The 21301-nt window shown below is 34.7% G+C and carries 20 protein-coding genes and 1 riboswitch; of the genes, 14 read left to right on the top strand and 6 right to left on the bottom strand.

What is annotated here, in order from left to right; translation table 11 throughout:
• Positions 1 to 384 precede the first annotated feature (384 nt).
• The gene (locus CW357_RS14535) at positions 385 to 786 is read right to left on the bottom strand and encodes a hypothetical protein (protein WP_164489613.1); all 402 of its coding nucleotides are present in this window, start codon (positions 784 to 786) and stop codon (positions 385 to 387) included.
• Positions 787 to 1203: 417 nt separating this feature from the next.
• Between CW357_RS14535 and sstT the strand changes: the two genes are divergently transcribed.
• The 4 genes from sstT to CW357_RS14515 all read left to right on the top strand — a co-directional run bounded on the left by sstT (position 1204) and on the right by CW357_RS14515 (position 5940).
• A complete protein-coding gene (gene sstT / locus CW357_RS14530; protein WP_124218414.1) occupies positions 1204 to 2412 on the top strand; it encodes a serine/threonine transporter SstT in 1209 nt (402 codons plus the stop codon).
• A 229-nt stretch (positions 2413 to 2641) separates the two neighbouring features.
• A complete protein-coding gene (locus CW357_RS14525) occupies positions 2642 to 4099 on the top strand; it encodes a benzaldehyde dehydrogenase (RefSeq protein WP_124218413.1) in 1458 nt (485 codons plus the stop codon).
• A gap of 23 nt (positions 4100 to 4122) precedes the next feature.
• On the top strand, positions 4123 to 4992 hold the full coding sequence (locus CW357_RS18800) for a methyl-accepting chemotaxis protein (protein WP_119416751.1): 870 nt from the start codon (positions 4123 to 4125) through the stop codon (positions 4990 to 4992).
• A gap of 225 nt (positions 4993 to 5217) precedes the next feature.
• Positions 5218 to 5940: an AAA family ATPase gene (locus CW357_RS14515; protein WP_124218412.1), complete on the top strand. Its 723-nt coding sequence runs from the start codon at positions 5218 to 5220 to the stop codon at positions 5938 to 5940.
• A 93-nt stretch (positions 5941 to 6033) separates the two neighbouring features.
• Here CW357_RS14515 and CW357_RS14510 read toward each other — a convergent pair whose 3' ends face one another.
• On the bottom strand, positions 6034 to 6237 hold the full coding sequence (locus tag CW357_RS14510; RefSeq protein ID WP_119416753.1) for a zinc ribbon domain-containing protein: 204 nt from the start codon (positions 6235 to 6237) through the stop codon (positions 6034 to 6036).
• A gap of 179 nt (positions 6238 to 6416) precedes the next feature.
• Here CW357_RS14510 and CW357_RS14505 point away from each other — a divergent pair, with 179 nt between their 5' ends.
• The 5 genes from CW357_RS14505 (at position 6417) to CW357_RS18645 (ending at position 9255) form a co-directional block, all read left to right on the top strand.
• Positions 6417 to 7106 carry a hypothetical protein gene (locus CW357_RS14505; RefSeq protein ID WP_124218411.1) on the top strand — a complete coding sequence of 230 codons (690 nt, stop codon included), beginning with the start codon at positions 6417 to 6419 and terminating at the stop codon, positions 7104 to 7106.
• Positions 7107 to 7123: 17 nt separating this feature from the next.
• Positions 7124 to 7294 (top strand): hypothetical protein, encoded by a 171-nt coding sequence (locus CW357_RS18315; protein ID WP_158582417.1) that lies wholly within the window; start codon positions 7124 to 7126, stop codon positions 7292 to 7294.
• 514 nt (positions 7295 to 7808) lie between these two features.
• The gene (locus CW357_RS18775; RefSeq protein WP_255416339.1) at positions 7809 to 7943 is read left to right on the top strand and encodes a hypothetical protein; all 135 of its coding nucleotides are present in this window, start codon (positions 7809 to 7811) and stop codon (positions 7941 to 7943) included.
• 26 nt (positions 7944 to 7969) lie between these two features.
• The gene (ltrA, locus tag CW357_RS14500) at positions 7970 to 8878 is read left to right on the top strand and encodes a group II intron reverse transcriptase/maturase (protein WP_124218410.1); all 909 of its coding nucleotides are present in this window, start codon (positions 7970 to 7972) and stop codon (positions 8876 to 8878) included.
• Entirely contained in the window at positions 8875 to 9255 is a 381-nt protein-coding gene (locus tag CW357_RS18645; protein ID WP_233548172.1) for a group II intron maturase-specific domain-containing protein, read from the top strand. Before ltrA ends, CW357_RS18645 begins: the two co-directional genes overlap by 4 nt.
• A 183-nt stretch (positions 9256 to 9438) precedes the next feature.
• Here the strand turns inward: CW357_RS18645 and CW357_RS14490 are convergent, their stop codons facing one another.
• Positions 9439 to 10095: an MBL fold metallo-hydrolase gene (locus CW357_RS14490; RefSeq protein WP_124218408.1), complete on the bottom strand. Its 657-nt coding sequence runs from the start codon at positions 10093 to 10095 to the stop codon at positions 9439 to 9441.
• A gap of 227 nt (positions 10096 to 10322) precedes the next feature.
• On the opposite strand from CW357_RS14490, the gene adhP reads away from it, so the two are divergent.
• Both adhP and cobT read left to right on the top strand, forming a co-directional pair.
• Positions 10323 to 11345 (top strand): alcohol dehydrogenase AdhP, encoded by a 1023-nt coding sequence (adhP, locus tag CW357_RS14485; RefSeq protein ID WP_119417197.1) that lies wholly within the window; start codon positions 10323 to 10325, stop codon positions 11343 to 11345.
• Positions 11346 to 11782: 437 nt separating this feature from the next.
• Positions 11783 to 11963, top strand: a riboswitch (cobalamin riboswitch).
• Between the two features lie 77 nt (positions 11964 to 12040).
• Entirely contained in the window at positions 12041 to 13090 is a 1050-nt protein-coding gene (gene cobT, locus CW357_RS14480) for a nicotinate-nucleotide--dimethylbenzimidazole phosphoribosyltransferase (RefSeq protein WP_124218407.1), read from the top strand.
• 168 nt (positions 13091 to 13258) lie between these two features.
• On the opposite strand, the gene CW357_RS14475 is transcribed toward cobT, so the two are convergent.
• Both CW357_RS14475 and CW357_RS14470 read right to left on the bottom strand, forming a co-directional pair.
• Positions 13259 to 16705 carry a bifunctional 2',3'-cyclic-nucleotide 2'-phosphodiesterase/3'-nucleotidase gene (locus CW357_RS14475; RefSeq protein ID WP_371684265.1) on the bottom strand — a complete coding sequence of 1149 codons (3447 nt, stop codon included), beginning with the start codon at positions 16703 to 16705 and terminating at the stop codon, positions 13259 to 13261.
• Positions 16706 to 17095: 390 nt separating this feature from the next.
• Positions 17096 to 17737 carry a hypothetical protein gene (locus CW357_RS14470; RefSeq protein WP_124218405.1) on the bottom strand — a complete coding sequence of 214 codons (642 nt, stop codon included), beginning with the start codon at positions 17735 to 17737 and terminating at the stop codon, positions 17096 to 17098.
• 516 nt (positions 17738 to 18253) lie between these two features.
• Here CW357_RS14470 and CW357_RS14465 point away from each other — a divergent pair.
• The 3 genes from CW357_RS14465 to CW357_RS14455 are packed head-to-tail and all read left to right on the top strand — an operon-like array spanning position 18254 to position 20519.
• Positions 18254 to 19045 (top strand): basic amino acid ABC transporter substrate-binding protein, encoded by a 792-nt coding sequence (locus CW357_RS14465; protein WP_124218404.1) that lies wholly within the window; start codon positions 18254 to 18256, stop codon positions 19043 to 19045.
• A 14-nt stretch (positions 19046 to 19059) separates the two neighbouring features.
• The gene (locus CW357_RS14460; RefSeq protein ID WP_124218403.1) at positions 19060 to 19800 is read left to right on the top strand and encodes an amino acid ABC transporter permease; all 741 of its coding nucleotides are present in this window, start codon (positions 19060 to 19062) and stop codon (positions 19798 to 19800) included.
• Positions 19797 to 20519, top strand: coding sequence for an amino acid ABC transporter ATP-binding protein (locus CW357_RS14455; RefSeq protein ID WP_124218402.1), 723 nt, complete (start codon positions 19797 to 19799; stop codon positions 20517 to 20519). Before CW357_RS14460 ends, CW357_RS14455 begins: the two co-directional genes overlap by 4 nt.
• Before the next feature lie 53 nt (positions 20520 to 20572).
• Here CW357_RS14455 and CW357_RS14450 read toward each other — a convergent pair whose 3' ends face one another.
• Positions 20573 to 21106 (bottom strand): ribonuclease H-like YkuK family protein, encoded by a 534-nt coding sequence (locus CW357_RS14450; protein WP_124218401.1) that lies wholly within the window; start codon positions 21104 to 21106, stop codon positions 20573 to 20575.
• Positions 21107 to 21301 lie beyond the last annotated feature (195 nt).

The raw sequence follows: 21301 nt of genomic DNA, 5'->3' as shown, positions 1-21301 counted from the left end.
CTTTTTCTTTTTACACAATTATATGGACTTAATCGCCTGAGTTGTGCAAAAGGAAGCCTGAGTTGTGCAAAAGGAACTGAGTTGTGCAAAAGGAACTGAGTTGTGCAAAAGGAAGTTTGAGTTGTGCAAAAGGAAGCCTGAGTTGTGCAAAAGGAAGTTTGAGTTGTGCAAAAGGAAGTTTGAGTTGTGCAAAAGAGAGTCCGAGTTGTGCAAAAGGAACTGAGTTGTGCAAAAGGGAGTTTGAGTTGTGCAAAAGGGAGCCCGAGTTGTGCAAAAGGAAGCCTGAGTTGTGCAAAAGAGAGTCCAGAGTTGTCAAAAGCAATCCTAAGTAACAACTAATTCTCGTTCCAAAAAGATGGAAGGTTCGAAATACGATAAACGGATTTATTTCAAGCTTTTAATTGCATAATATAATCCCGTTTCTTGATCGACAATAGGAGTTATCCCTTCATCTTCGATTATTACATCAGGCTTTTCTGGATTTTTTTCAACCCCGGTATACAGTTTAAATTGTTGCCCCTTTTTACTTTCTACCTCAATTTTTGCATCTAAGCTTCCTTGCTTCGATTTGACGACAATTCTATTTGTAATCGTGTACCAACTATATTTTTTCTTCTTTTTAGCAATTTGTGCGACGTTGATACCTTCTCCTTCAGATACTTTGAATTTAAAAACGACAAATCTTTCACCATTCAAATCTAATATTTCTAATATATCACTTTCTTTAATCTTTTCATTTTGCAATCCATACTCTATCGCTTTTTCTTCACTATTAAACCACTTCAAATCATCTTTTTCCTTTGCTTTAGTAGAACATCCTATGAGTAAAAATAACATAAGTATAGGATAAAAAATTTTTAGAAATTTAATCTGCTAGCAACTCCTTTCACATTTAATTTATCCATAATATATTTTACCCTTATTTTTACATAATTAGAATAATTTTTTAGGTTTTAATAAAAAATACTAAAGGAATGCATCGGTAAAAACGAACAATTCTAATAAAAAAAGCCCCTTAATATACAAATATTCCATATTTTCTATCAAATTAAATAAGATATAAAAAGAACATAAATTTAAAAAATTATGTCACAATTCTAATATTTCATGATAGAATGTATTTTATACAAAAACAAAGTGTTTTCTTGGGTGGAAAGACATCATGTTTTTTGCATTAGAAGCACAAGAAAAAGGGGTAACAGTATGAAAAAACTAATTAGTAAATGGAATGCTATTAGTCTCGTAACTCGTATTATTATCGGTATTATTGTCGGCGTTATTGTAGCTTTAGTATTTCCAAAAGCATCGTGGGTTCCTATTCTAGGTACTTTATTTGTAGGAGCACTAAAAGCAGTTGCACCAATATTAGTATTATTACTTGTGATGAATGCTATTGCTGGTCATAAAAGTGGTAAAAAGACAAATATGTCTACTATCATTATTCTTTATGCAATTGGTACATTTTTGGCAGGAACTGTAGCAGTTATTGTAACTGCCATCTTCCCGGTTCACCTTACATTGAAGGAAAGTTCAGGTGATTTAAAACCACCAGGTAGTGTTTGGGAAGTTCTTCAAACACTTCTACAAAATGTAGTTGCAAATCCGGTAGATGCATTGATGAATGCAAATTATATTGGTATTTTAGCTTGGGCTATTGTATTAGGTGTAGCATTAAAACAAGCTAGTGAAACAACAAAAGGGGTATTAGTTAACTTTTCTGATGCCATTTCTAAGGTAGTACAATGGGTTATTAATCTAGCACCGTTTGGTATTATTGGTATTGTATTCGATGCGATTGTAACAAACGGTCTGTCTTCACTATTAGAATATGGAAGACTGTTAATCATTTTAGTAGGATCTATGCTCTTTATCGCATTAGTGGTTAACCCATTAATCGTTTTTGTAGCAACACGTCGCAATCCTTATCCACTTGTTTTGACTTCACTAAAGGAAAGTGGGATTACAGCGTTCTTTACTCGTAGTTCTGCAGCAAATATTCCGGTGAATATTAAACTTTGCGAAAAACTAGGATTGGATCGTGATACGTATGCAGTATCTATTCCGTTAGGCGCGACTGTTAATATGGCAGGAGCAGCAGTTACTATTTCTGTCTTAACTTTAGCAGCAGCCCAAACATTAAATATTCATGTAGATATTCCAACTTCAATTATTTTAATGGTGGTGGCAGCCATTTCTGCAGCAGGTGCTTCTGGTGTTGCGGGTGGTTCATTACTATTAATACCATTAGCATGTAGCTTATTTGGTATTCCAAATGATATCGCTATGCAAGTTGTTGGTATTGGTTTTATCATTGGGGTAATCCAAGATTCTTGCGAAACAGCATTGAATTCATCTTCAGATGTCGTCTTCACAGCAACAGCACAATATGCGCAAGAACGTAAAAATAAATAAGATAATTCACTAGGGATTGGTACCAATAACTTGGGAACAGTCTCTAGTTTTTTTGTAAAATGATAAAAATTCAGCTCTGATCATTAAGTTGATTGGAGTTTTTATTTTAAAAAATATTTGTCGTATTATATCTTGTAAAACTAATAGCATAGAAATATACCGTTTTTTGTTGAAAAATAGCGAATTTAGTCGATGGTAATAGAGAAGTTTATTTTAGGAGGAATTACTTATGTTATCAAAAGATATTTTCGAGAAACAATATATTGCAGGTGAGTGGAGAGATGGTAAAAGTACAAATAAATTAATCAATTCTAATCCATATAATGGTGAAGTTATTGGTACATATAAAATGGCGAATGTGGAAGACATAGATTTAGCTTACCAAGCCGCAAAGAATGCAAAAGAAGAATGGGATCAGGTCAACCCTTATCAAAAACGGACAATTTTAGAAAATGCAGTGAACTATATTGAAGCAAATGAAGAAGAAATAACAAAAATTATTATCGAAGAATTGGGTGGAACGCGTTTAAAAGCAGCATTTGAAATAGGCCTAGTCAAAAATATTATTAAAGAGGCTGCTACTTTCCCAATAAGAATGGAAGGAAAGATTTTACCTTCAACTATTGATGATGTAGAAAATCGCCTTTATCGTATTCCAGCAGGAGTTGTTGGTGTTATTAGTCCATTTAACTTCCCATTCTTCCTTACTATGAAATCAGTTGCTCCCGCATTAGGAGCTGGTAACGGTGTTGTATTAAAGCCACATGAAAATACACCAATTATGGGTGGTACATTAATAGCGAAGATTTTTGAGGAAGCAGGTATTCCTAAAGGTTTACTGAATGTTGTCGTAACAGATATAAGTGAAATAGGGGATAGTTTTGTTGAGCACCCAATTCCAAGAATTATTTCCTTTACTGGTTCTACAAAAGTAGGTAGTCATATTGGTCAATTAGCGATTCAAAACTTTAAAAAACCATTATTAGAACTTGGTGGCAATAGTCCTTTCATCGTTTTAGATGATGCAGATTTAGATTATGCAGTCAATGCAGCCGTATTTAGTCGTTTTACACATCAAGGTCAAATTTGTATGTCAGCAAACAGAGTATTCGTACATCGTTCTCTATATGATGCATTTTTAACGAAATTTGTGGATAAAGTATCGCAACTAAAAGTAGGGGATCCACAAGATCCGTCAACAATCATTGGACCAGTGATCAATGAACGCCAAGCAAAAGGTTTAAATGATTTAATCGACAGTGCAATTGCAGATGGAGCCAAAGCCATTTTAAAAGGAAACACTGTGGGCAATCTTGTAGAACCTACCGTTTTGATAGACGTAACACCTGATATGAAAGTCGCACAAGAAGAGTTATTTGGACCTGTTATTTCAATTACTCCATTTGATACAGAGGAAGAAGCTATTCATATGGCAAATGATACGAAGTTTGGGTTAAGTGGCGCAGTTCACACTTCAAATATTGAAAGAGGTGTTCAGTTTGCCAAAAAAGTTCATACAGGTATGATTCACGTAAATGATATTACGATTAATGATGAGCCAATTGTTGCATTTGGTGGCGAAAAACAATCAGGAATCGGTCGTTTAAATGGGGAATGGAGCTTAGAGGAATTTACCACTTTAAAATGGATCGCTGTTAACTTCGGAAAACGTATATTACCATACTAATTTGAGATATAGGGAGAATAACGATGAGTCATATTTTAGAAGAAGAGCTTTTAAACAAAGAAGAAAGAAATGAAATTTTAGATGCATTTATAAAAGTTGCACCTTATTTAAAACGATTAGTCCAAGATGATATTACAATTGGTATTTATGATACAGAAAAGCTCATTATCAATGTACCTGGAGATACGTTTAATCTAAATGTTAAACCTGGTGATCCATTGGTTGAGGGAGACGTTATAACAGATGCAATTAGATTAAACAAAGATACTGCTATGATTGTACCTAAAGAATTATTTGGATTTCCTTTAGTAGCTAGAGCGATTCCTATTCAAGACCATACAGGTAAAGTCGTTGGAGGAATCGGACTTGGCACAAGCTTAGCATCTGCCAACCAATTGTCCGAAGTAGCTGAAAGTCTTTCGGCTATCACAGAACAAACTTCAGCTTCTATCAATGAAATTGCCAATTCTGTAACGAATCTCGCCAACCAAATGGGAGACGTATCGGACCAATTAAAAACAGTAACTGCAAACTCAGGAGAAATCAAACAAATCTCTGTAACAGTTAAGAATCTTTCAGACCAAAGTAATTTACTTGGTTTAAATGCGTCAATCGAAGCAGCTAGAGCTGGCGAATATGGAAAAGGATTCTCCGTTGTAGCAAGTGAAATTAGAAAACTAGCACTTAACTCAAAAGAAAATGTAGCTAAAATTGATGTGATTATTCAAGAAATAAATGATTCCATTAAACAACTAGATCATTCTTTCTCAGAGATCAATACAGTAACTGATAGCCAAGCATCATCGATTGAAGAAATCTCAGCTACTATGCAAGAACTAAGCAGTAATGCTATGGCATTATCTAAAATGGCTGAAAATCTTATCAAAGCTTAAGTAGTGTAACCTAATATCATCATCAAAACTAAAATGTCCCGTAGTTAACTAACATTACGGGACATTTTGTCGTACAAAATTATAATAGAAAATAATGTTGAAAACGATTTGCCAACCATTCTCAAATTTTTGAAAAAGACTATACAGGTTACTTAATTTCATTTAAACTTAATTTTCATAAAGATACAAAAAAAGGATTATTATAAAACGAAAGGAGGAGAATAGGTGTATCTAAAACGAGTTTCGTATTTAAAAAATCAGGTATTAGATTCTTCTAATTATCCTTTTAATATTCCATGGGTAGAGAATTTTGAATCTCTTGATTTTCGGAGTAATGTAACGTTCTTTGTAGGAGAAAATGGAACTGGGAAATCGACACTATTAGAAGCGATTGCGGATAAATGTGAATTTAACGTGGCTGGTGGAAGTAGAAATAATCTTTTTGAAGTCGCTAAAGCCGAGTCAGTATTGGGGGATTATATTCGCTTATCTTGGAGTCCTAAAGTAAATAGGGGCTTTTTTCTTCGCGCGGAAACTTTCTATCATTTTGCAAGTTACATTGATGCATTAGAAGATCCAAATAAATATGCTGCTTATGGAGGAAAATCGCTGCATCACCAATCCCATGGTGAATCGTACCTTTCACTGTTTATGAATTCATTTGGAGGAAAAGCAATCTACTTATTGGACGAACCAGAAGCAGCCCTTTCGCCATTAAGGCAACTAAGTCTTATGAAGATCATCAAAGACCTAGAAAACGAATCGCAATTTATTATTGCCACCCATTCACCAATTTTGCTTGGTTATCCAAATGCTACAATCTATAATTTTGATCATGCAAAAATAGAAATGATAAGATACGAGGAAACAATGCACTATATTTTAACGAAACGTTTTATAGAAGCGCCTGAGCTAGTCCTAAAAGAATTGTTCAGAGATGATGATTGATTCATTATTTTATCCACTTCTTACTGTGTTCAAAGATTGACAATGGTGCAAGATCCAACTCAAGTATCGAACTTGCACCCCATTTTTCACTGATTAACCAAAGAATAAATCAAGTATATTCGATCCAGTCGAAGATTTTTTATTATAAAACTCAGAATAGCCACAATCCCTACAGTAGACAACGATAAACTGATTGTGCTGAATGTCAAACATTTTAGACAAACCAGTTCCAGTCATCGCAACTTCCTTCTTCTCTGCATTTCTACTCCCGCACTTAATACACCCTTTGTTTTCCATCTAGGTCGCCTCCCTTTCTATAATCCTTATACGTAAAAAAGACTAGTTTCGTTTCAAAAATTTTAGTATACAGGAAGTTAAAACGATTTTTTAAAATTTCTAATTATGGTAAAATTATCATAATTATTAGATAATACATTTATTTATAAATACTTCAGAACAAAAGGGGGAGAGAAAAAGTGAAACTAAAAAATGCTATATTGTTAATAATAATTACTACTATACTAGCTTCTTGCAGCACACCATTTGGACATATTGGCAAATGTCCTGATGCGGAAATAAGCTGGATAGATGTTTTGAAGATAAATGATCTAAAATATAAACATTGGTCAGACTCAGTTGAAGAAGAGAGCAATTTAGTTGTTGAAAAAGGAAAGAAATTAGGAGAAGTTAGCTTTAAGATGGCGGGTAAAGCTTGCAGTGATCATAAGCTGAAAAACGGTGATGCAACGTTTCTTGAAATAGGAACACCTATTTATGAAGTAAAGGGATATCCAGCCTCTTTCATGGTATTTGCAGAGGACCGAGTATTTATCGTAGACCAAAACAAAAAAGCTAAATCAGCTAAAGATTTATATCCACTAAAAGACTATGTGAAAAATATTTATCTTCTAAGCAATGAAGATGACAGTAGATTGCACACTTTTTCATCAGCATCAACGAGCCAATTTATCAAAGAATGGGGAAATTTAAAAGTAAAAAGGAATGTTGACTATAAAGATGACCCCATCTTTTTAGAAATCGAATTGAAGAATGGAGTATTATTTAAACTTTTATATTCAGAAGAAAATAATGTTTTTCCTGTTGGAGTCAAAGGAAATAAAAAAATAAAAGAAATAATAGAAAAGGAATTACGTGAAAATATGTAAAAAAGGGGGATATATCAATGATATTTTATACAACTACTTGCATGATCTGTAAAGAAAAATTTAAGCTATTAGAAGGAACAAAGAAGTATCGTGAATATAAAGTAAATCGAGAGAAAAAATTTTGGTGTGATCCTTGTGAAGAAAAAATTTTAGAACAAGCTCGAAAAGGATTTATAAGTAGATTTTAGGTTTATCCCACACTATTGTAGTAAGACTCATACCTCAAAAAACGTGGGGCACTATTAGTAAAGGACGATTGGTACAATGAGCGGAAGAAAATATTAAAATCTCTTTATGAAAGAGCAACTGCTTTCCTTATTTTTAAAGGAAAGCAGTTGTTTTTAAGTGCGCCCGGCATGGGTGATTACTTGGTGGTGAAAGTCCACTACAGGCTTGGCAGTAGGAACTGTTAGCGAAGGGCAAGGGTGTCCATGGTGACGTGGAATCTGAAGGAAGCCGGACGCAAATTCTCGAACTGACGAACAGAAACTATATACAAGGCTGAATTGGAATGGACGAGTTTGCTTAACAAAACAAAGTCCAATACTGTCCGAACTCCATACAGTAAATATAGCAGTTACATGAGAAGAAGGTAACCACTCTTACCCGGGGAGGTCTCATGAGGGTTATATAAATAACAATTGAATTAGCGATAATTTGATGAATCATGAGAAGTCAGCAGAGGTCATAGTAGTTCTTAGAATGAAGGGCCGAACAATTTTAAATCTTGGAAAACAAGGAGGTGTAGATATCCCGATTAACTGCAGCCAACATCGTGGTAAAGACCAAAAGATGGCTACCTATGGATGGATAAGTTGGAAACTGAAGAGTAAATAGGAGCGCACAGGGATATCGACATAGATATGAAAGAACAAGATGGTATCAACTTGATTGATAAAGTCATCACAAACAATAATCTTTGGAGTGCATATAAGAAAGTGAAACATAACAATGGTGCACCTGGAGTTGATGGTATTACAGTGACGCACTTAAAGTCACATATGAAGAAATACTACAAACCACTCAAAGAAAAACTAAAAGATGGCTCTTATCAACCTCAACCAGTCAAAAGAGTTGCCATTCCCAAACCCGATGGGTCTAAAAGGTATTTAGGAATCCCTTGTGTACTAGATAGAGTAGTGCAACAAGCAATTCTTCAAGTCATTGAACCAATCATTGACCCTTACTTCTCGGAGAAAAGTTTTGGTTTCCGAAAAGGAAGAAGTGCACATCAAGCAATCAAACAAGCAGAACGTTACTATGAAGAAGGTTATCGAGTAGTAGTTGACTGTGATTTGAAAAGCTACTTTGATACTATCCATCACCAAAGACTAAGAGCATATTTAGAAGAATTCATAACAGACAAAATTGTTCTAAAACTAATCTGGAAATTCTTGCGCTCAGGCATATTGGATAAAGATATCTATATTGAAACATCAGAAGGAGCACCCCAAGGGGGTCCTCTATCTCCAATTCTAGCAAATGTCTACTTAAATAAGCTAGACAGAGAATTAGAAAAACGAGGACATCGTTTCATAAGATACGCAGATGATTTTGTTATTTATGTGAAAAGCAAGCGAGCCGGTGAAAGAGTTATGGAGAGTGTCACCAAATATATAGAAAAAGATTTACGTCTGGTAATTAATCAGAAGAAAAGTAAAATCGGTGGTGCAACATCCGCTACTTTCCTTGGGTTCAACATACAAAATCACATGGGAAAGTTGGTTGCCGACCAAGCAAGTCGGCAAAACAACGATTTAAAGGGAAATTGAAGAAATTAACAAACCGAAAACAACCCGGAACATTCGTGGATATCGTTAAAAAGATTAATCAAATGACAACGGGATGGATTAACTATTACGGTATCTCTTACATGAAAACATTCATAAGAAATACTCAAGAATGGTTAAATCATAGACTCCGACAATTAATTTGGAAGAGGTGGAAGAAACCACATACAAGATACAAGATGCTTCGAAAATATGGAATTGACCACAATGAAGCGATGAAACTAGCTAATTCCCGAAAGGGATATTGGCGAATATCTTGTAGTGAAACCATCCATCGAGCAATAACAAAAGAAAAGCTCACAAAGTGGGGATTAAAAGACATCACCTCACTCTATGAGCACAGATACTTAAAAGATTGAACCGCCGTATACGGAACCGTACGTACGGTGGTGTGAGAGGTCGGGAGTTAATTACTCCCTCCTACTCGATTATTTTCCAACTAAATTCGTTTATTTATTAATGCTTTTATGATTTTATCTCGATGAGAAAAAATAGAACATTCAGTAAGAGTGAGTACTGAAACTAAAAATCTAGAAGGCTACTTATGAATAAGTAGCCAGATAGTTTTTCATTTGTTTATAGGGCTCTTTTACGTCATTACCATGACAAATGCTTACAATATTAGGTTTCAAATCTTCAATAACATAACTACTTTTTATAGCTTCATCCATATTAGAAGTAAACATAGCCATTGGTTTTCGGAGTTGACCATTTTTTGAGGTGAATAAATCGCCACTGATCAAAACCTGATCCTTTTTATGATAGTACACTACATGACCTGGAGAATGACCTGGAGTGTGGATAGGGGTTAGATCATCAATATCCTGTAAGTTTCCATTTGTTATTTCTAATGGTTGTACAACACCTGGTTGCACAAGGGATTGCGCTTTTTTCCTACCAGGGAAAGGTTCCTTTCCTTCCATGTATTTAATATCAGCTTCATGGGAAAATACAGGAACATTTTTTATTTCTAGGATTTTTTTCAATCCACCGACATGGTCAGAATGGCCGTGCGTTAATAGAATAGCTTTTAGGTTACCCAACTTCTCCGCTTCTTCTAAAATCTTTTTCCCCATAAAAGACATTCCTGTATCCACAATGTATACACCATCTTCAACTGTTACAATCCAAGCACTCATTTTAAACATAAACCAAGTTTCAATTTTATAAATATTTGGAGATACCTTAATAACTTTCATTTTTTCACTCCTCGGACTAGATTTGTAATATGCATTTTTTAGTGACGTAAAACTTTCATTTAAAGCTTTAAAATTTCATGCTGCCGTCCATTCATAAGATTATTCCAATTAATTCTATTTTATGTAAATTATATATATTACTAGAAAGTATATCAAATAATATATAAGGAATAGTCACAGCATCTACCATCATATATATAACTGAAAAGCGAAAGGAGTGGAAGATCGTGAAAGCTGCAATTGTGAATGCGTTTTCAAAAGAGTTGGAGATTAAAGAAGTTTCGAAACCTCAATTAGAAGAGGGAGAAGTTTTAGTGAAAATTGAAGCTTGTGGTGTATGTCATACAGATTTACACGCAGCACATGGGGACTGGCCTGTAAAACCAAAATTACCATTAATCCCAGGGCATGAAGGGGTAGGGGTTGTCGTTGAAGTAGCTAAAGGTGTTAAATCGATTAATGTTGGTGATCGAGTAGGAATTCCGTGGTTATATTCTGCATGCGGAGAATGTGAGTATTGTATAGATGGTAAAGAAACATTATGTCCAAATCAACTAAATGGTGGATACTCTGTGGATGGTGGATATGCAGAATATTGTAAAGCACCCGCAGATTATGTAGCGAGAATTCCTGACAACGTAGACCCAATTGAAATCGCTCCCATTTTATGTGCAGGTGTAACAACATACAAAGCATTAAAAGTTTCAGGTGCAAAGCCAGGAGAATGGGTTGCAATTTACGGGATCGGTGGACTAGGGCACATTGCATTACAATACGCGAAAGCAATGGGACTCAATGTAGTGGCTATAGATATTAGCGATGATAAGTCAAAACTCGCAAAAGAATTAGGGGCAGACATTGTCATTAATGGTTTAAAAGAAGATCCTGTACAAGCCATTCAAGAACAATTAGGTGGTGTACAAGCTGCAATTAGCGTAGCTGTAACAAAAAAAGCCTTTGAACAAGCTTATGAATCAGTAAAACGCGGGGGCTGTTTAGTAGTTGTTGGGTTGCCAAATGAGGAGCTCCCAATTCCAATTTTCAATACAGTTCTCAATGGTGTTACAGTAAAAGGATCAATTGTTGGGACAAGAAAAGATATGCAAGAAGCACTTGATTTTGCCGCACGAGGAAAAGTACGCGCCATTATTGAAACAGCAAAACTTGAAGATATCAATGATGTGTTCAATAAGATGGAAAATGGTAAGATTAACGGTCGTATAGTACTAACACTAGCAGATGAAGAGTAATAAGTTCTAGATATAATCGTTATATTGAAATAAAAGGCTGCTACATTTAATGGTAATAATTAAATGTAGTAGCTTTCTTGATTTTGGTATTGTTCTCAAGAATATTTACAGTTTGTCTTAAGTTATTATAAGCTTTATTTAGACGTCATACTCTATGAGTAATTTATATGAAAAAATAACAAATTGTCTGCGGAGTATATGTATATATTGGCCGTTTACTGATAGCAGCAGATGTTTTTATGTATGATATAAAACCTTTAAAAACAAGATCACAAAATGCCATTTGATATGCAGCCGAAAATTGCTTAAAAAAGGATTGCCATTGTATTATTGCTGGCTTCTGACTAAAAAAGGTTACTAAATTACAAGTCGGATAACATAGTATTTTATAAAATATATTGATTTACCAACGTTCAACGAGTATCATAATGATAGAAAATTCAATAAAAGTACAAGGTGCCTTTGACAAAAGGAGAATAGGGAATGAAGTGAAAAGCTTCAGCGGACCCACCACTGTAGAGGAAAGTTTGAATGGAAATGCCACTGGACAATGTCTGGGAAGGCCTATTCAAATGTAGACCCTGAGCCAGGAGACCTGCCTTGATACTTGTTGACACAGATGATGGAAAAGTCTGCGGTTTATTTGTAATACAAATAAACTGCAGGCTTTTAATTTTATTAGGGAGAGATGAAAAATGAACTTGCTACAGCAAACTGTTGGAAAAATTAAAGACCTGGATGGAGACATGATGGCAAAGGCAAGACAAAGAGTGGATAATTTGATCAAACCACCCAAAAGTCTTGGCAAATTAGAAAGTATCGCTGTCCAATTATCGGGGATTACAGGAGAGCTTTTTCCAGCAATTGATCAAAAAGCAATCATTGTAATGGCTGCTGATCACGGTGTGTACGAAGAAGGCGTTACAAGCAATCCTCAAGAAGTTACATTTGCGCAAACGCTGAATATTGCTAAAGGAATAACAGGGGTAGGAACCATTGCAAAAGTATCAAACGCAAAAATTGTCACAGTCGATGTTGGTGTAAAAGTAGATCTTCCTACTGATGCTGGCGTGATTAATCGTAAAATTAGAAGAGGTACTGCCAATTTTACAAAAGGGCCAGCTATGACAAAAGAAGAAGCCATTCAATCATTAGAAGTAGGGATTGAAATTGCCAATGCAGAAATTCAAAATGGGGTGAATTTGTTAGGAACAGGTGAAATGGGTATTAGTAATACAACACCAAGTACTGCTATATTATCGGTATTGGCGGGTTGTGATCCAAAAGAAATTACAGGTAGAGGGGCAGGTCTCGGACATGGCGGTTTAGCCCGTAAAATAGAAGTGATTCGAAATGCCATTGCAACAAATCAACCAGATTCAACTGATGCAATCGATATACTAGCAAAAGTTGGAGGATTAGAAATTGGTGGTATGGCAGGGGTTATGCTTGCAGCAGCTGCCAATCGAGTACCAGTAGTCGTTGATGGCTATATTTCAACAGCTTCCGCACTTATCGCCACAACGATTGAACCGAAAGTGAAGGATTATCTCATCACATCTCACGCAACAGATGAGCCAGGTGGTAAAAAAGCTAGTGAACTACTAGGCAAAGAACCAATGCTCAAAATGGATATGTGTCTAGGTGAAGGTTCTGGAGCAGCATTAGCTTTTCCAATCATCGATGCAGCATGTAGCATGATGAAAAACATGCCAACCTTTGAAGAAGTAGGGATGGAAATATAAAATTTCATCTCGTGATTAGCATTGAATGCCTGAAAGCTGCCTTTGTATAGAACAAGGCAGCTTTTCTAATTCAACAGGATTGAAAGACGCATTGAAATACATATTGTTGCAAAAAAGGCTATCCCGTAATGGAACAGCCTCGGCCTTTAAATCTCTTAATCTAAAATATTAATTTACTCGTTGAATTCTTCCTTCCACTTTATACTCGAATGGAGAAGATAATGTTTTTACAAATTCAACTGTTGCATCTAAGTCAGTTGGTCCAACTTCCATGTCTTTAGAAAGTGCACCAAAACTAGTATCGATATTACCATACATATAGTTGTTTACGACAACTGTGTATTCTTTTGTTGGGTCAATTTTACTGCCGTCTGGCAAAATAATATCGACTACTTTTCCGGCTTTTGTTGTATCGTCATACGTGTAAGTGTATTTGAAGCCAGAAACATGATAATCAAGACCTCTTGCAGTAATTTGTTCATCTAGTATAACGCGTAAGTCCGCGCCACTGAGTTTAACTTTATTAAGAACATTGCCAAATGGTTGAATGGCAAATAAGTCGCCGAAAGTAACTTTACCAGCATTTAATGGAGCGCGCACTCCACCGCCATTCATTAAGGCAAAATCTGCATTCATAGCATTTTTCATACCATCAGCGATTAAATTTCCTAAAGCTATATCACTGTTTTTCCTTGTAACAGTTGGATATCCTTTTTCAAGGAATGTTGTTGAAGCACCAACTTCCTGTGCTTTAATCGGTTCAGCTTTATCCGCGTACTTTTTCATAATCGCGGATACTTGTGGATCTGGTGTGTAGTCGTTTTGGTATACTGTTTTAATCTCCGCAGATTTGTTAATAATATCGCCTGTCTTTGGATCAATTTCGACCTCTACATCAGAGAAAGCAGAGCCGTATGAGTATGCTTGGACGATTAATTTGTTATCTACTACACGATTTACTTTAACATGATTATGTGCTGAGAAAATAACATCTACCTCATCATCAATTTGTTCTGCAATCTTACTTGCATCAAATGCATCTGTATAGCCTGTTTGTGAAGCAGGATTGTGTGCAAGAATTACGATTGATTTGATTCCTTTTTTCTTCAATTCTTCCGTGTATTTATTAATCGCTTCTACTTCATCTGTGAATTTCAGCGTTTCATTTCCTTTTTGGACAATCATAGAAGGCGTTTCTTGTGTAACTACACCAATAACACCAATTTTTTGACCACCAGAAGTAAGAATTGTATAAGGATCTGTGATTAGTTTTCCGTCACGAGTGTCATATGCATTTGCAGCAACTTGTGGAAAATTCATCCCGTCATAACCAGGTGTACCGTTTGGATGGTCGCCACCTTTGATCATTCGTTTTAGTTCATCAATTCCTTCATCAAACTCATGATTACCAAATGTTCCTGCGTCAAAGCCAATTGATTCTAATACTTCAATTGTTGGTTCATCTTGGAAAAGTGCCGAAATTAATGGGCTACCACCAATCATGTCTCCAGAATGTAAGATAAGTGTATTTGGATTAGTAGCTTCTTCTTTTCTTAATGCTGCAGTAGTATATTCCATACTTCCTGTATTTAAATTTCCAAGCTTAGTAATTGTATCAAGTTGACCATGTAAATCATTTACACCCAATAGTTGAACTTTAACTGGGTCACTACTATTATCTTTATTTTTTAAATTTATATTAAAAATACCGAAGCCTTTTGAATCTGTTTTACCTGTGTAATAGAATGGGCTTCCGTTTTTAATATATTGTTCAGCTTTTGGAGAAGTTGTGAACGTTACATTGACATCGGCATTGATTGGAGCAAGGGACCAGTTTTGATCAGCTGTTGGTGTAATTTCGTTTTGTTCTGAAATGTAATCCATCAAAATTTGGCGGTTTTCATCTGCAGAATCTACAACTAACTCACTGCCTTTAAGTCCTGGGAAGTTACCACCACCACCAGCACGATAATTATTTGTAACAACTACAAATTCCTGATTTGGATCGATTGGTTTTCCGTTATATTTTAGATTAATAACACGACTTGAATTTGGATTTTCTAATGCTCCAGTCGTTGAGTATTTAGCTGGTTTTGTCACATCAATTTGGTATTCAATGCCGTCAATAACATCAAAGTTATATACTCGGAAATCTGGATTAAGTAACTCTTGTTTATCTGTTTTATTTGGATCAATTGTATTAAATTGACCTGCAGACATTTCAATCCACTCTTTTACGACAGAACCTTTAATTTTCACAGCTTTTAAAGTGTTGTCATAGAGATATAGATCACCAGCACTACGGATCGTTAAATCACCTTTTTTGATCTCAGTGTACTCTTCTACACCATTACGCCCAGCTTTAAATGGTGCGCCTACTGATAATATAGGTAAATTCTTTAGTTCAGGTTTGTTTAGTTTAATATAGTTTTCGACATACCATTTTTGTGCATTTGTTACTACTTGAATTGATGGGTCATCTTGAACAACTGCAAAGTAGCTATAAATATCATCAGTCGTTTTGCCGATTGGCGTATTCACATAACTTAATGTTTTATCATGTGTAGCATTCACCGCTTTTACGATTTTTGCATCAGGTTTTACAGTATCAATCTCTCTTGTGGAAGACTTAGAAGTAGAAACTGACCATTTTCCATTCACTTTCTTTAAGGAAAGATCAATAATACCTAATGAGCCACCGCCGTAGCCAGCTTGTACAGCAGGAACACCGTTAATAGTTCCTTTTTTGTTGTCAACACCAGGAAGTGGTTGACCATTCGCGTCTTTGAACAAAGCATCTAAACTTGCAATGTCTTTGGCGGGGAAAACTTTATGAGTATGTGAGAAAGTAATCGCGTCTATTCCAGGCACTTTAGTCAAAGAGTATACTGTGTCTTCTGTATTTGCTTTTGAACCATTAAATCCAGAGTGGGCAAGAGCGATAACGACATCAGCACCTTTTTTTCTCATAGTAGGTACATACTTTTTAGCTGTTTCAATAATGTCTTTTGTAATCACTTTGCCATCAAGGTTTGCTTTATCCCATTCGTTGATTTGTGGGGGAACAAAGCCTATGTAGCCTATTTTAATGGTATTAGTTTTTCCTGATTCATCTTTTACTTTCTTCTTGATGATTTTATAAGGTGTGTATTTATTCTTATCATTCTTTGGATTTTTGTCGTGGTCATCCACATATACATTTGCGTTTACAACTGGAAAATCAGCATCATCATATACTTCATCTAGATATTTTAGACCATAGTTGAATTCATGGTTTCCGAATGTTGCAATATCGTAATCCATAATATTCATCGCTTTTATGGCTGGATGTACTTCTTTATCCTTTAAAGGTTTAATTTTTGCTTTATACGTTCCAAGCGGTGTTCCTTGAATGAGGTCCCCGTTATCTACCAGAACGGAGTTTTTTACTTCAGATCTTGCTTTTTTAACAAGTGTAGCCGTTTTTGCCAAGCCCAATTTTGGTGCTTCACTATTTTTGTAATAATCAAAGTCAAGTAAATTCGTGTGAATATCTGTAGTTTCCATTATTCGCAGTTTTACTTGTGATTGGACTTTACTTTTAGGAGCTTTGCTAGCTTCTGCATCAAAAGATATAAAAGTTGATGCTAACAGACTAATTGCAAGTGCACTAGATAAAACCTTAAAGCCTTGGAATTTCCCATTAAATATCAAATATACCACCCATTCTTTTACAAATTTTGAGATTGATTCTCTCCTAGAATATAGCATTAAAACTGTTAATTTAGTGTAAATTATTTATTAATTGGTAAAATATTACCTGATATTCTTCGTTATTAGACAAAAGTCAGTGCGATGTAATTATTTTTGTTAGATGAAATTATATAGTAAATAAGTATCTATTTTGGAGGTTATGTAGAAATTCAACGCTTTATCAAGAAAAAAACGGAATAGGAGAGGGATATAGTAATTGGGATTGTATCCTAAAAATACCCATATGAGTTTAGTGCTCATATGGGTAAAGAATCATCTTAAAATGAAATTGTATTTTCTAGAAGGGAAATCTGCCCCTAATTTATTGATTTCAACCTTAGCGTTTTCGATGAGATTCCGCGCTTTTGCTTTTGTAGCATCATCTAGTTTTTTAATTTTCTCACTAGGATGGTTCTTCGGTAAAGTAATGCCTAAAGCTTTTAATTGTCGATCGGCTTCCTCTTTGGCAATAGTCCCGTTTTTTACTTTCTGGAAAATTTCTTTGACTTTAGCTTTGGTGTTGTCATCCAATTTTGAGAATTGATCAACTTTTGGATGATGTTTCGGTAAAGTGATGCCTAATTTTTTTAATTGAGCTAATCCCTCTTCTTTTGTAATCTTACCTTCCTTCATTTGTTTCATTATTTCTTTAACTTTTTCTTTCGTTTGATCATCTAACTTTTCGAACATTTCACAATGAGGCTTTTTGGGTACTGTAACACCCAATTTCGTTAAATCTTCATCCAACTTGTTTAGAACGGTTTTCACTTTTTGCTGAGTAGCAGCATCAAGGTTTGAATTTTTTTCGGATGTTAATACATGGTCTTGTGCTGTAGCAGTAAAACTTGGAATAGTCATACTAAGTGTAAGAACACAAGTCAGTATAAACGCCCCTAGTATATTATTTCTTTTCATATGATGTTCACTCCTTCATGTTATGTTTTAATTCTTTTGAATAAAGATTTCTAGTTGAAAATGAACCTTCCTAAATAAAGTTTCACTTTATATTGTCCCATTTTTAGAAAAATAAAAGCATAAAATCGGATTTCTTCTATTTAACATAAGAATGTAAATAAAAATCTTTTATAGCTAAAATATAAAAGGTGGAAAATTAGAAAAAAGTAAAACTATTAATATAGAAGAAACTCAAATAAAATAATAACAAAAAGGTGATTTTACTGAAAAAGACATCCAATCTGATGAGAACTTGATGAGCTTACATAACCAGGATAATTTGTAGACAAAATTTATAAAAATCATAAAATTATTATTGTATTTTTATGAATATCATAGTATATTTATTCTATAATATTTTATAGAAAAATTAATATTGTTTTAATATTCTTAATTTTATATAATGAAATTTAACTAGAAATAGTTATTAAATATTGGGGATATTTCAAAAAATATTAACATCTAGGGGGTTATTTAATGAAAAAGAGAAAGAAATTATTATCGATGATCGTATCAGCGCTTGCAGTATCAATGGTATTAACAGCATGTGGTTCGGATCCAAAAGAATCGAGTTCAGGTGATGAATCAGGAGCAAAAGATAAACTAGTAGCAGGAACAGAAGCTACATTTGCACCGTTCGAATCGATGGATGACAACGGTAAAGTTGTTGGGATTGATGTAGATATTTTAAATGCTATTGGCGATGAAACAGGCAAAAATTTTGAGGTTAAAAATATTGGTTGGGAACCAGTTTTCCAACAAGTAACAAATGGTGAAATCGATTTAGGTGCATCAGGTATTACAATTACAAAAGAACGTAAAGAATCATATGATTTTACAGATCCTTATTTCGAAGCAACTCAATTAATTGTTGTTAAAAAAGACTCAAAAATAAAATCTATTGAGGATTTAAAAGATAAAAAAATTGCCGTTCAAATTAACACAACAGGGCATATAGCCGCAAAAAAAATATTAGGAAAATCAAGTTCTAAAATCAAAGCTTACGAAAATCAACCACTTGCATACCAAGAAGTTATTAATGGATCAGTCGATGCTGCAATTGGTGATAATGCCGTTATACACGAATATTTGAAAAATAATCCAAATGCAAAATTGAAAACAATCGAGGACGATGCTTTTGAAAAAGAATATTATGGATTTATGGTGAAAAAAGGTAATAAAGAAGTACTAGAGGTATTAAATGATGGTCTTAAGAAAATAAAAGAAAATGGTAAACTAGCTGAAATTACAGGCCAAGAACTTAAATAATTGGAGGTATCCAGATGAACTTCTTTGATATGCGCTGGGATATTATCTGGAATTATCGTGAGATATTTTTACATGGTATCTGGGTAACCATTTCTTTAACCATTTGTGGTTATTTAGGTGGTCTTATACTGGGAATCTTATTAGGTCTTGGTAAAACGTCAAAAAGAAAGTGGATTTATTGGCCAGCGAAATTATATGTAGATTTATTTCGCGGCACACCGATGCTTGTTCAAATTTTAATCATCCATTTAGCTCTGATTCCTTCTATTTTTGGTCAGTCTTATGGCTTTATGGTATCGGGAATTATTACACTTATATTAAATAGTGGGGCATATATTGCAGAAATTATGCGTGCAGGTATAGAGTCAATTGATAAAGGACAAATGGAGGCAGCTCGTTCTCTTGGTTTAACGAAAAATAAGGCAATGATCAAAGTGATTTTGCCCCAAGCATTTCGTCGAATGATACCGCCATTAGGAAACGAGCTAATCGCACTTTTAAAAGACTCATCACTTGTAACTGTGATTGCAGCTAATGATATTTTATATGCAAGTAAAGTTGTAGCAGGAGCAACTTTTAAAATTTGGGAGCCATATATAGCTGCTGCAGCTCTATATCTAATCCTAACTTTTGTCTTGACGAAAATTATTGCTTTTATTGAAAAAAGATTTAGCAATAACTTCAATCCTAGAAAGAAAAACACTGGTAAAAAGGGTCATTCGCAAAACAAAGATGAAGGGCAGGTTGCGGCATGATCAAGATTAAAAATTTACACAAAAATTATGGTAACCTGGAAGTTTTAAAAGGTATCGATTATGAAGTAAAAGAGAAAGAAGTAGTATGTGTCATTGGGCCTTCTGGATCAGGGAAAAGTACGTTTTTGAGATGTATTAATTTGCTTGAAGAAATTTCTGATGGTGAAGTTTTTATTGGCGATGTAAAGGTAAATGATCCAAAAACCGATATCAATGAAATCCGTACAGAAGTAGGAATGGTTTTTCAACAGTTTAATCTATTCCCGCATATGACTGTTATCGATAACATTACAATGGCTCCGATACAAGTTCGTAAAATGGCAAAAAAAGATGCAGAGAAATTAGCATTAGAGTTATTAGATAAAGTAGGACTTCAAGAAAAGGCCTACAACTATCCCGAACAACTTTCTGGTGGTCAACAACAACGTGTGGCTATTGCACGTGCCCTTGCCATGAAACCGAAAGTTATGCTATTTGATGAACCAACATCTGCTCTAGATCCAGAAATGGTGAAAGAAGTTTTGGATGTTATGAAACAGTTAGCCGATGAAGGAATGACAATGGTGATCGTAACACATGAAATAGGATTTGCTCGTGAAGTAGCTGATCGGGTTGTTTTCATGGATGGTGGCTATATTGTAGAAGAAGGTCATCCTGAAGAAGTGTTCGGAAATACACAAAACGAACGTACTAAGTCATTTTTAGGCAAAGTTTTATAAATACGAAAATCCATTCAGTGAAGTAGTTAATGAATGGATTTTTTAACTTCCAATTATCTCGTAAACCGATTGGCATAACAGGAGGCTACAAATGCTTCTGGTTTAATCTTTGGCTCTACACCAATGGATTCGATTCTGGCTACCATCTCATTTACAAATTCTCTTGTTTTGTTGCGTTTACCAGCCCCGATATCGATATGCCCCTCCATCGTAAATGTCGAACCCTCATACAAATAGGGAATCACAATATCAATGAGCTGTTTCTTCTTCTCTTCAGTGAACATCGCAACTATTTCTTCGGTAAATGACAGTTCCAACGATATTCTCTCATGTAGATGCAGCATTTTACGTGGTACAATCACTCTTCTAATACAAGCCCATACCCCATGCCCTTCCTCTAGAATGACGATTCCTGTAATAAATACAGTATGAGATTTATGAACTTGCGAATCGGTCCCCACGATTAACCGATAATTCCCTCTAGGGTTTTGATGCATAAAACCCACTATATATTGAAAAACATCCTCAAAAGTCATATTTTTTTCTTGCAGATTTTGAAAAGGATCGTAACGAAATGAAGTGCTCATGTTTCACCGCTTCTTTCCTTAATGAGATATAAATTTAGTTAAGTACAGTATATCCAACTGTTTTTTATTTTGTGCAAGTGAATAACTGCAGTAAATTAAATTGCATGACAACCCGTATCAATATTTGCCCTATAAAATAATTATATTTTTTATAATGTATTTTATTCAGAAATAACAAAGTAAATTGCTAGTAGG

This window comes from Rummeliibacillus sp. TYF005 (genome assembly GCF_003844195.1).
Classification (GTDB): Bacteria; Bacillota; Bacilli; order Bacillales_A; family Planococcaceae; genus Rummeliibacillus.
The sequence above is the reverse complement of the archived record's forward strand: the minus strand, read 5'-3'. Positions and strand labels throughout refer to the sequence as shown.

Coding starts and splice junctions, on each gene's coding strand:
- sstT (WP_124218414.1), top strand. CDS start 1,204: ATGAAAAAACTAATTAGTAAATGGAATGCTATTAGTCTCGTAACTCGT.
- CW357_RS14525 (WP_124218413.1), top strand. CDS start 2,642: ATGTTATCAAAAGATATTTTCGAGAAACAATATATTGCAGGTGAGTGG.
- CW357_RS18800 (WP_119416751.1), top strand. CDS start 4,123: ATGAGTCATATTTTAGAAGAAGAGCTTTTAAACAAAGAAGAAAGAAAT.
- CW357_RS14510 (WP_119416753.1), bottom strand. CDS start 6,237: ATGGAAAACAAAGGGTGTATTAAGTGCGGGAGTAGAAATGCAGAGAAG.
- CW357_RS18315 (WP_158582417.1), top strand. CDS start 7,124: ATGATATTTTATACAACTACTTGCATGATCTGTAAAGAAAAATTTAAG.
- CW357_RS18775 (WP_255416339.1), top strand. CDS start 7,809: ATGAAGGGCCGAACAATTTTAAATCTTGGAAAACAAGGAGGTGTAGAT.
- ltrA (WP_124218410.1), top strand. CDS start 7,970: ATGAAAGAACAAGATGGTATCAACTTGATTGATAAAGTCATCACAAAC.
- CW357_RS14490 (WP_124218408.1), bottom strand. CDS start 10,095: ATGAAAGTTATTAAGGTATCTCCAAATATTTATAAAATTGAAACTTGG.
- cobT (WP_124218407.1), top strand. CDS start 12,041: ATGAACTTGCTACAGCAAACTGTTGGAAAAATTAAAGACCTGGATGGA.
- CW357_RS14470 (WP_124218405.1), bottom strand. CDS start 17,737: ATGAAAAGAAATAATATACTAGGGGCGTTTATACTGACTTGTGTTCTT.
- CW357_RS14465 (WP_124218404.1), top strand. CDS start 18,254: ATGAAAAAGAGAAAGAAATTATTATCGATGATCGTATCAGCGCTTGCA.
- CW357_RS14460 (WP_124218403.1), top strand. CDS start 19,060: ATGAACTTCTTTGATATGCGCTGGGATATTATCTGGAATTATCGTGAG.
- CW357_RS14455 (WP_124218402.1), top strand. CDS start 19,797: ATGATCAAGATTAAAAATTTACACAAAAATTATGGTAACCTGGAAGTT.
- CW357_RS14450 (WP_124218401.1), bottom strand. CDS start 21,106: ATGAGCACTTCATTTCGTTACGATCCTTTTCAAAATCTGCAAGAAAAA.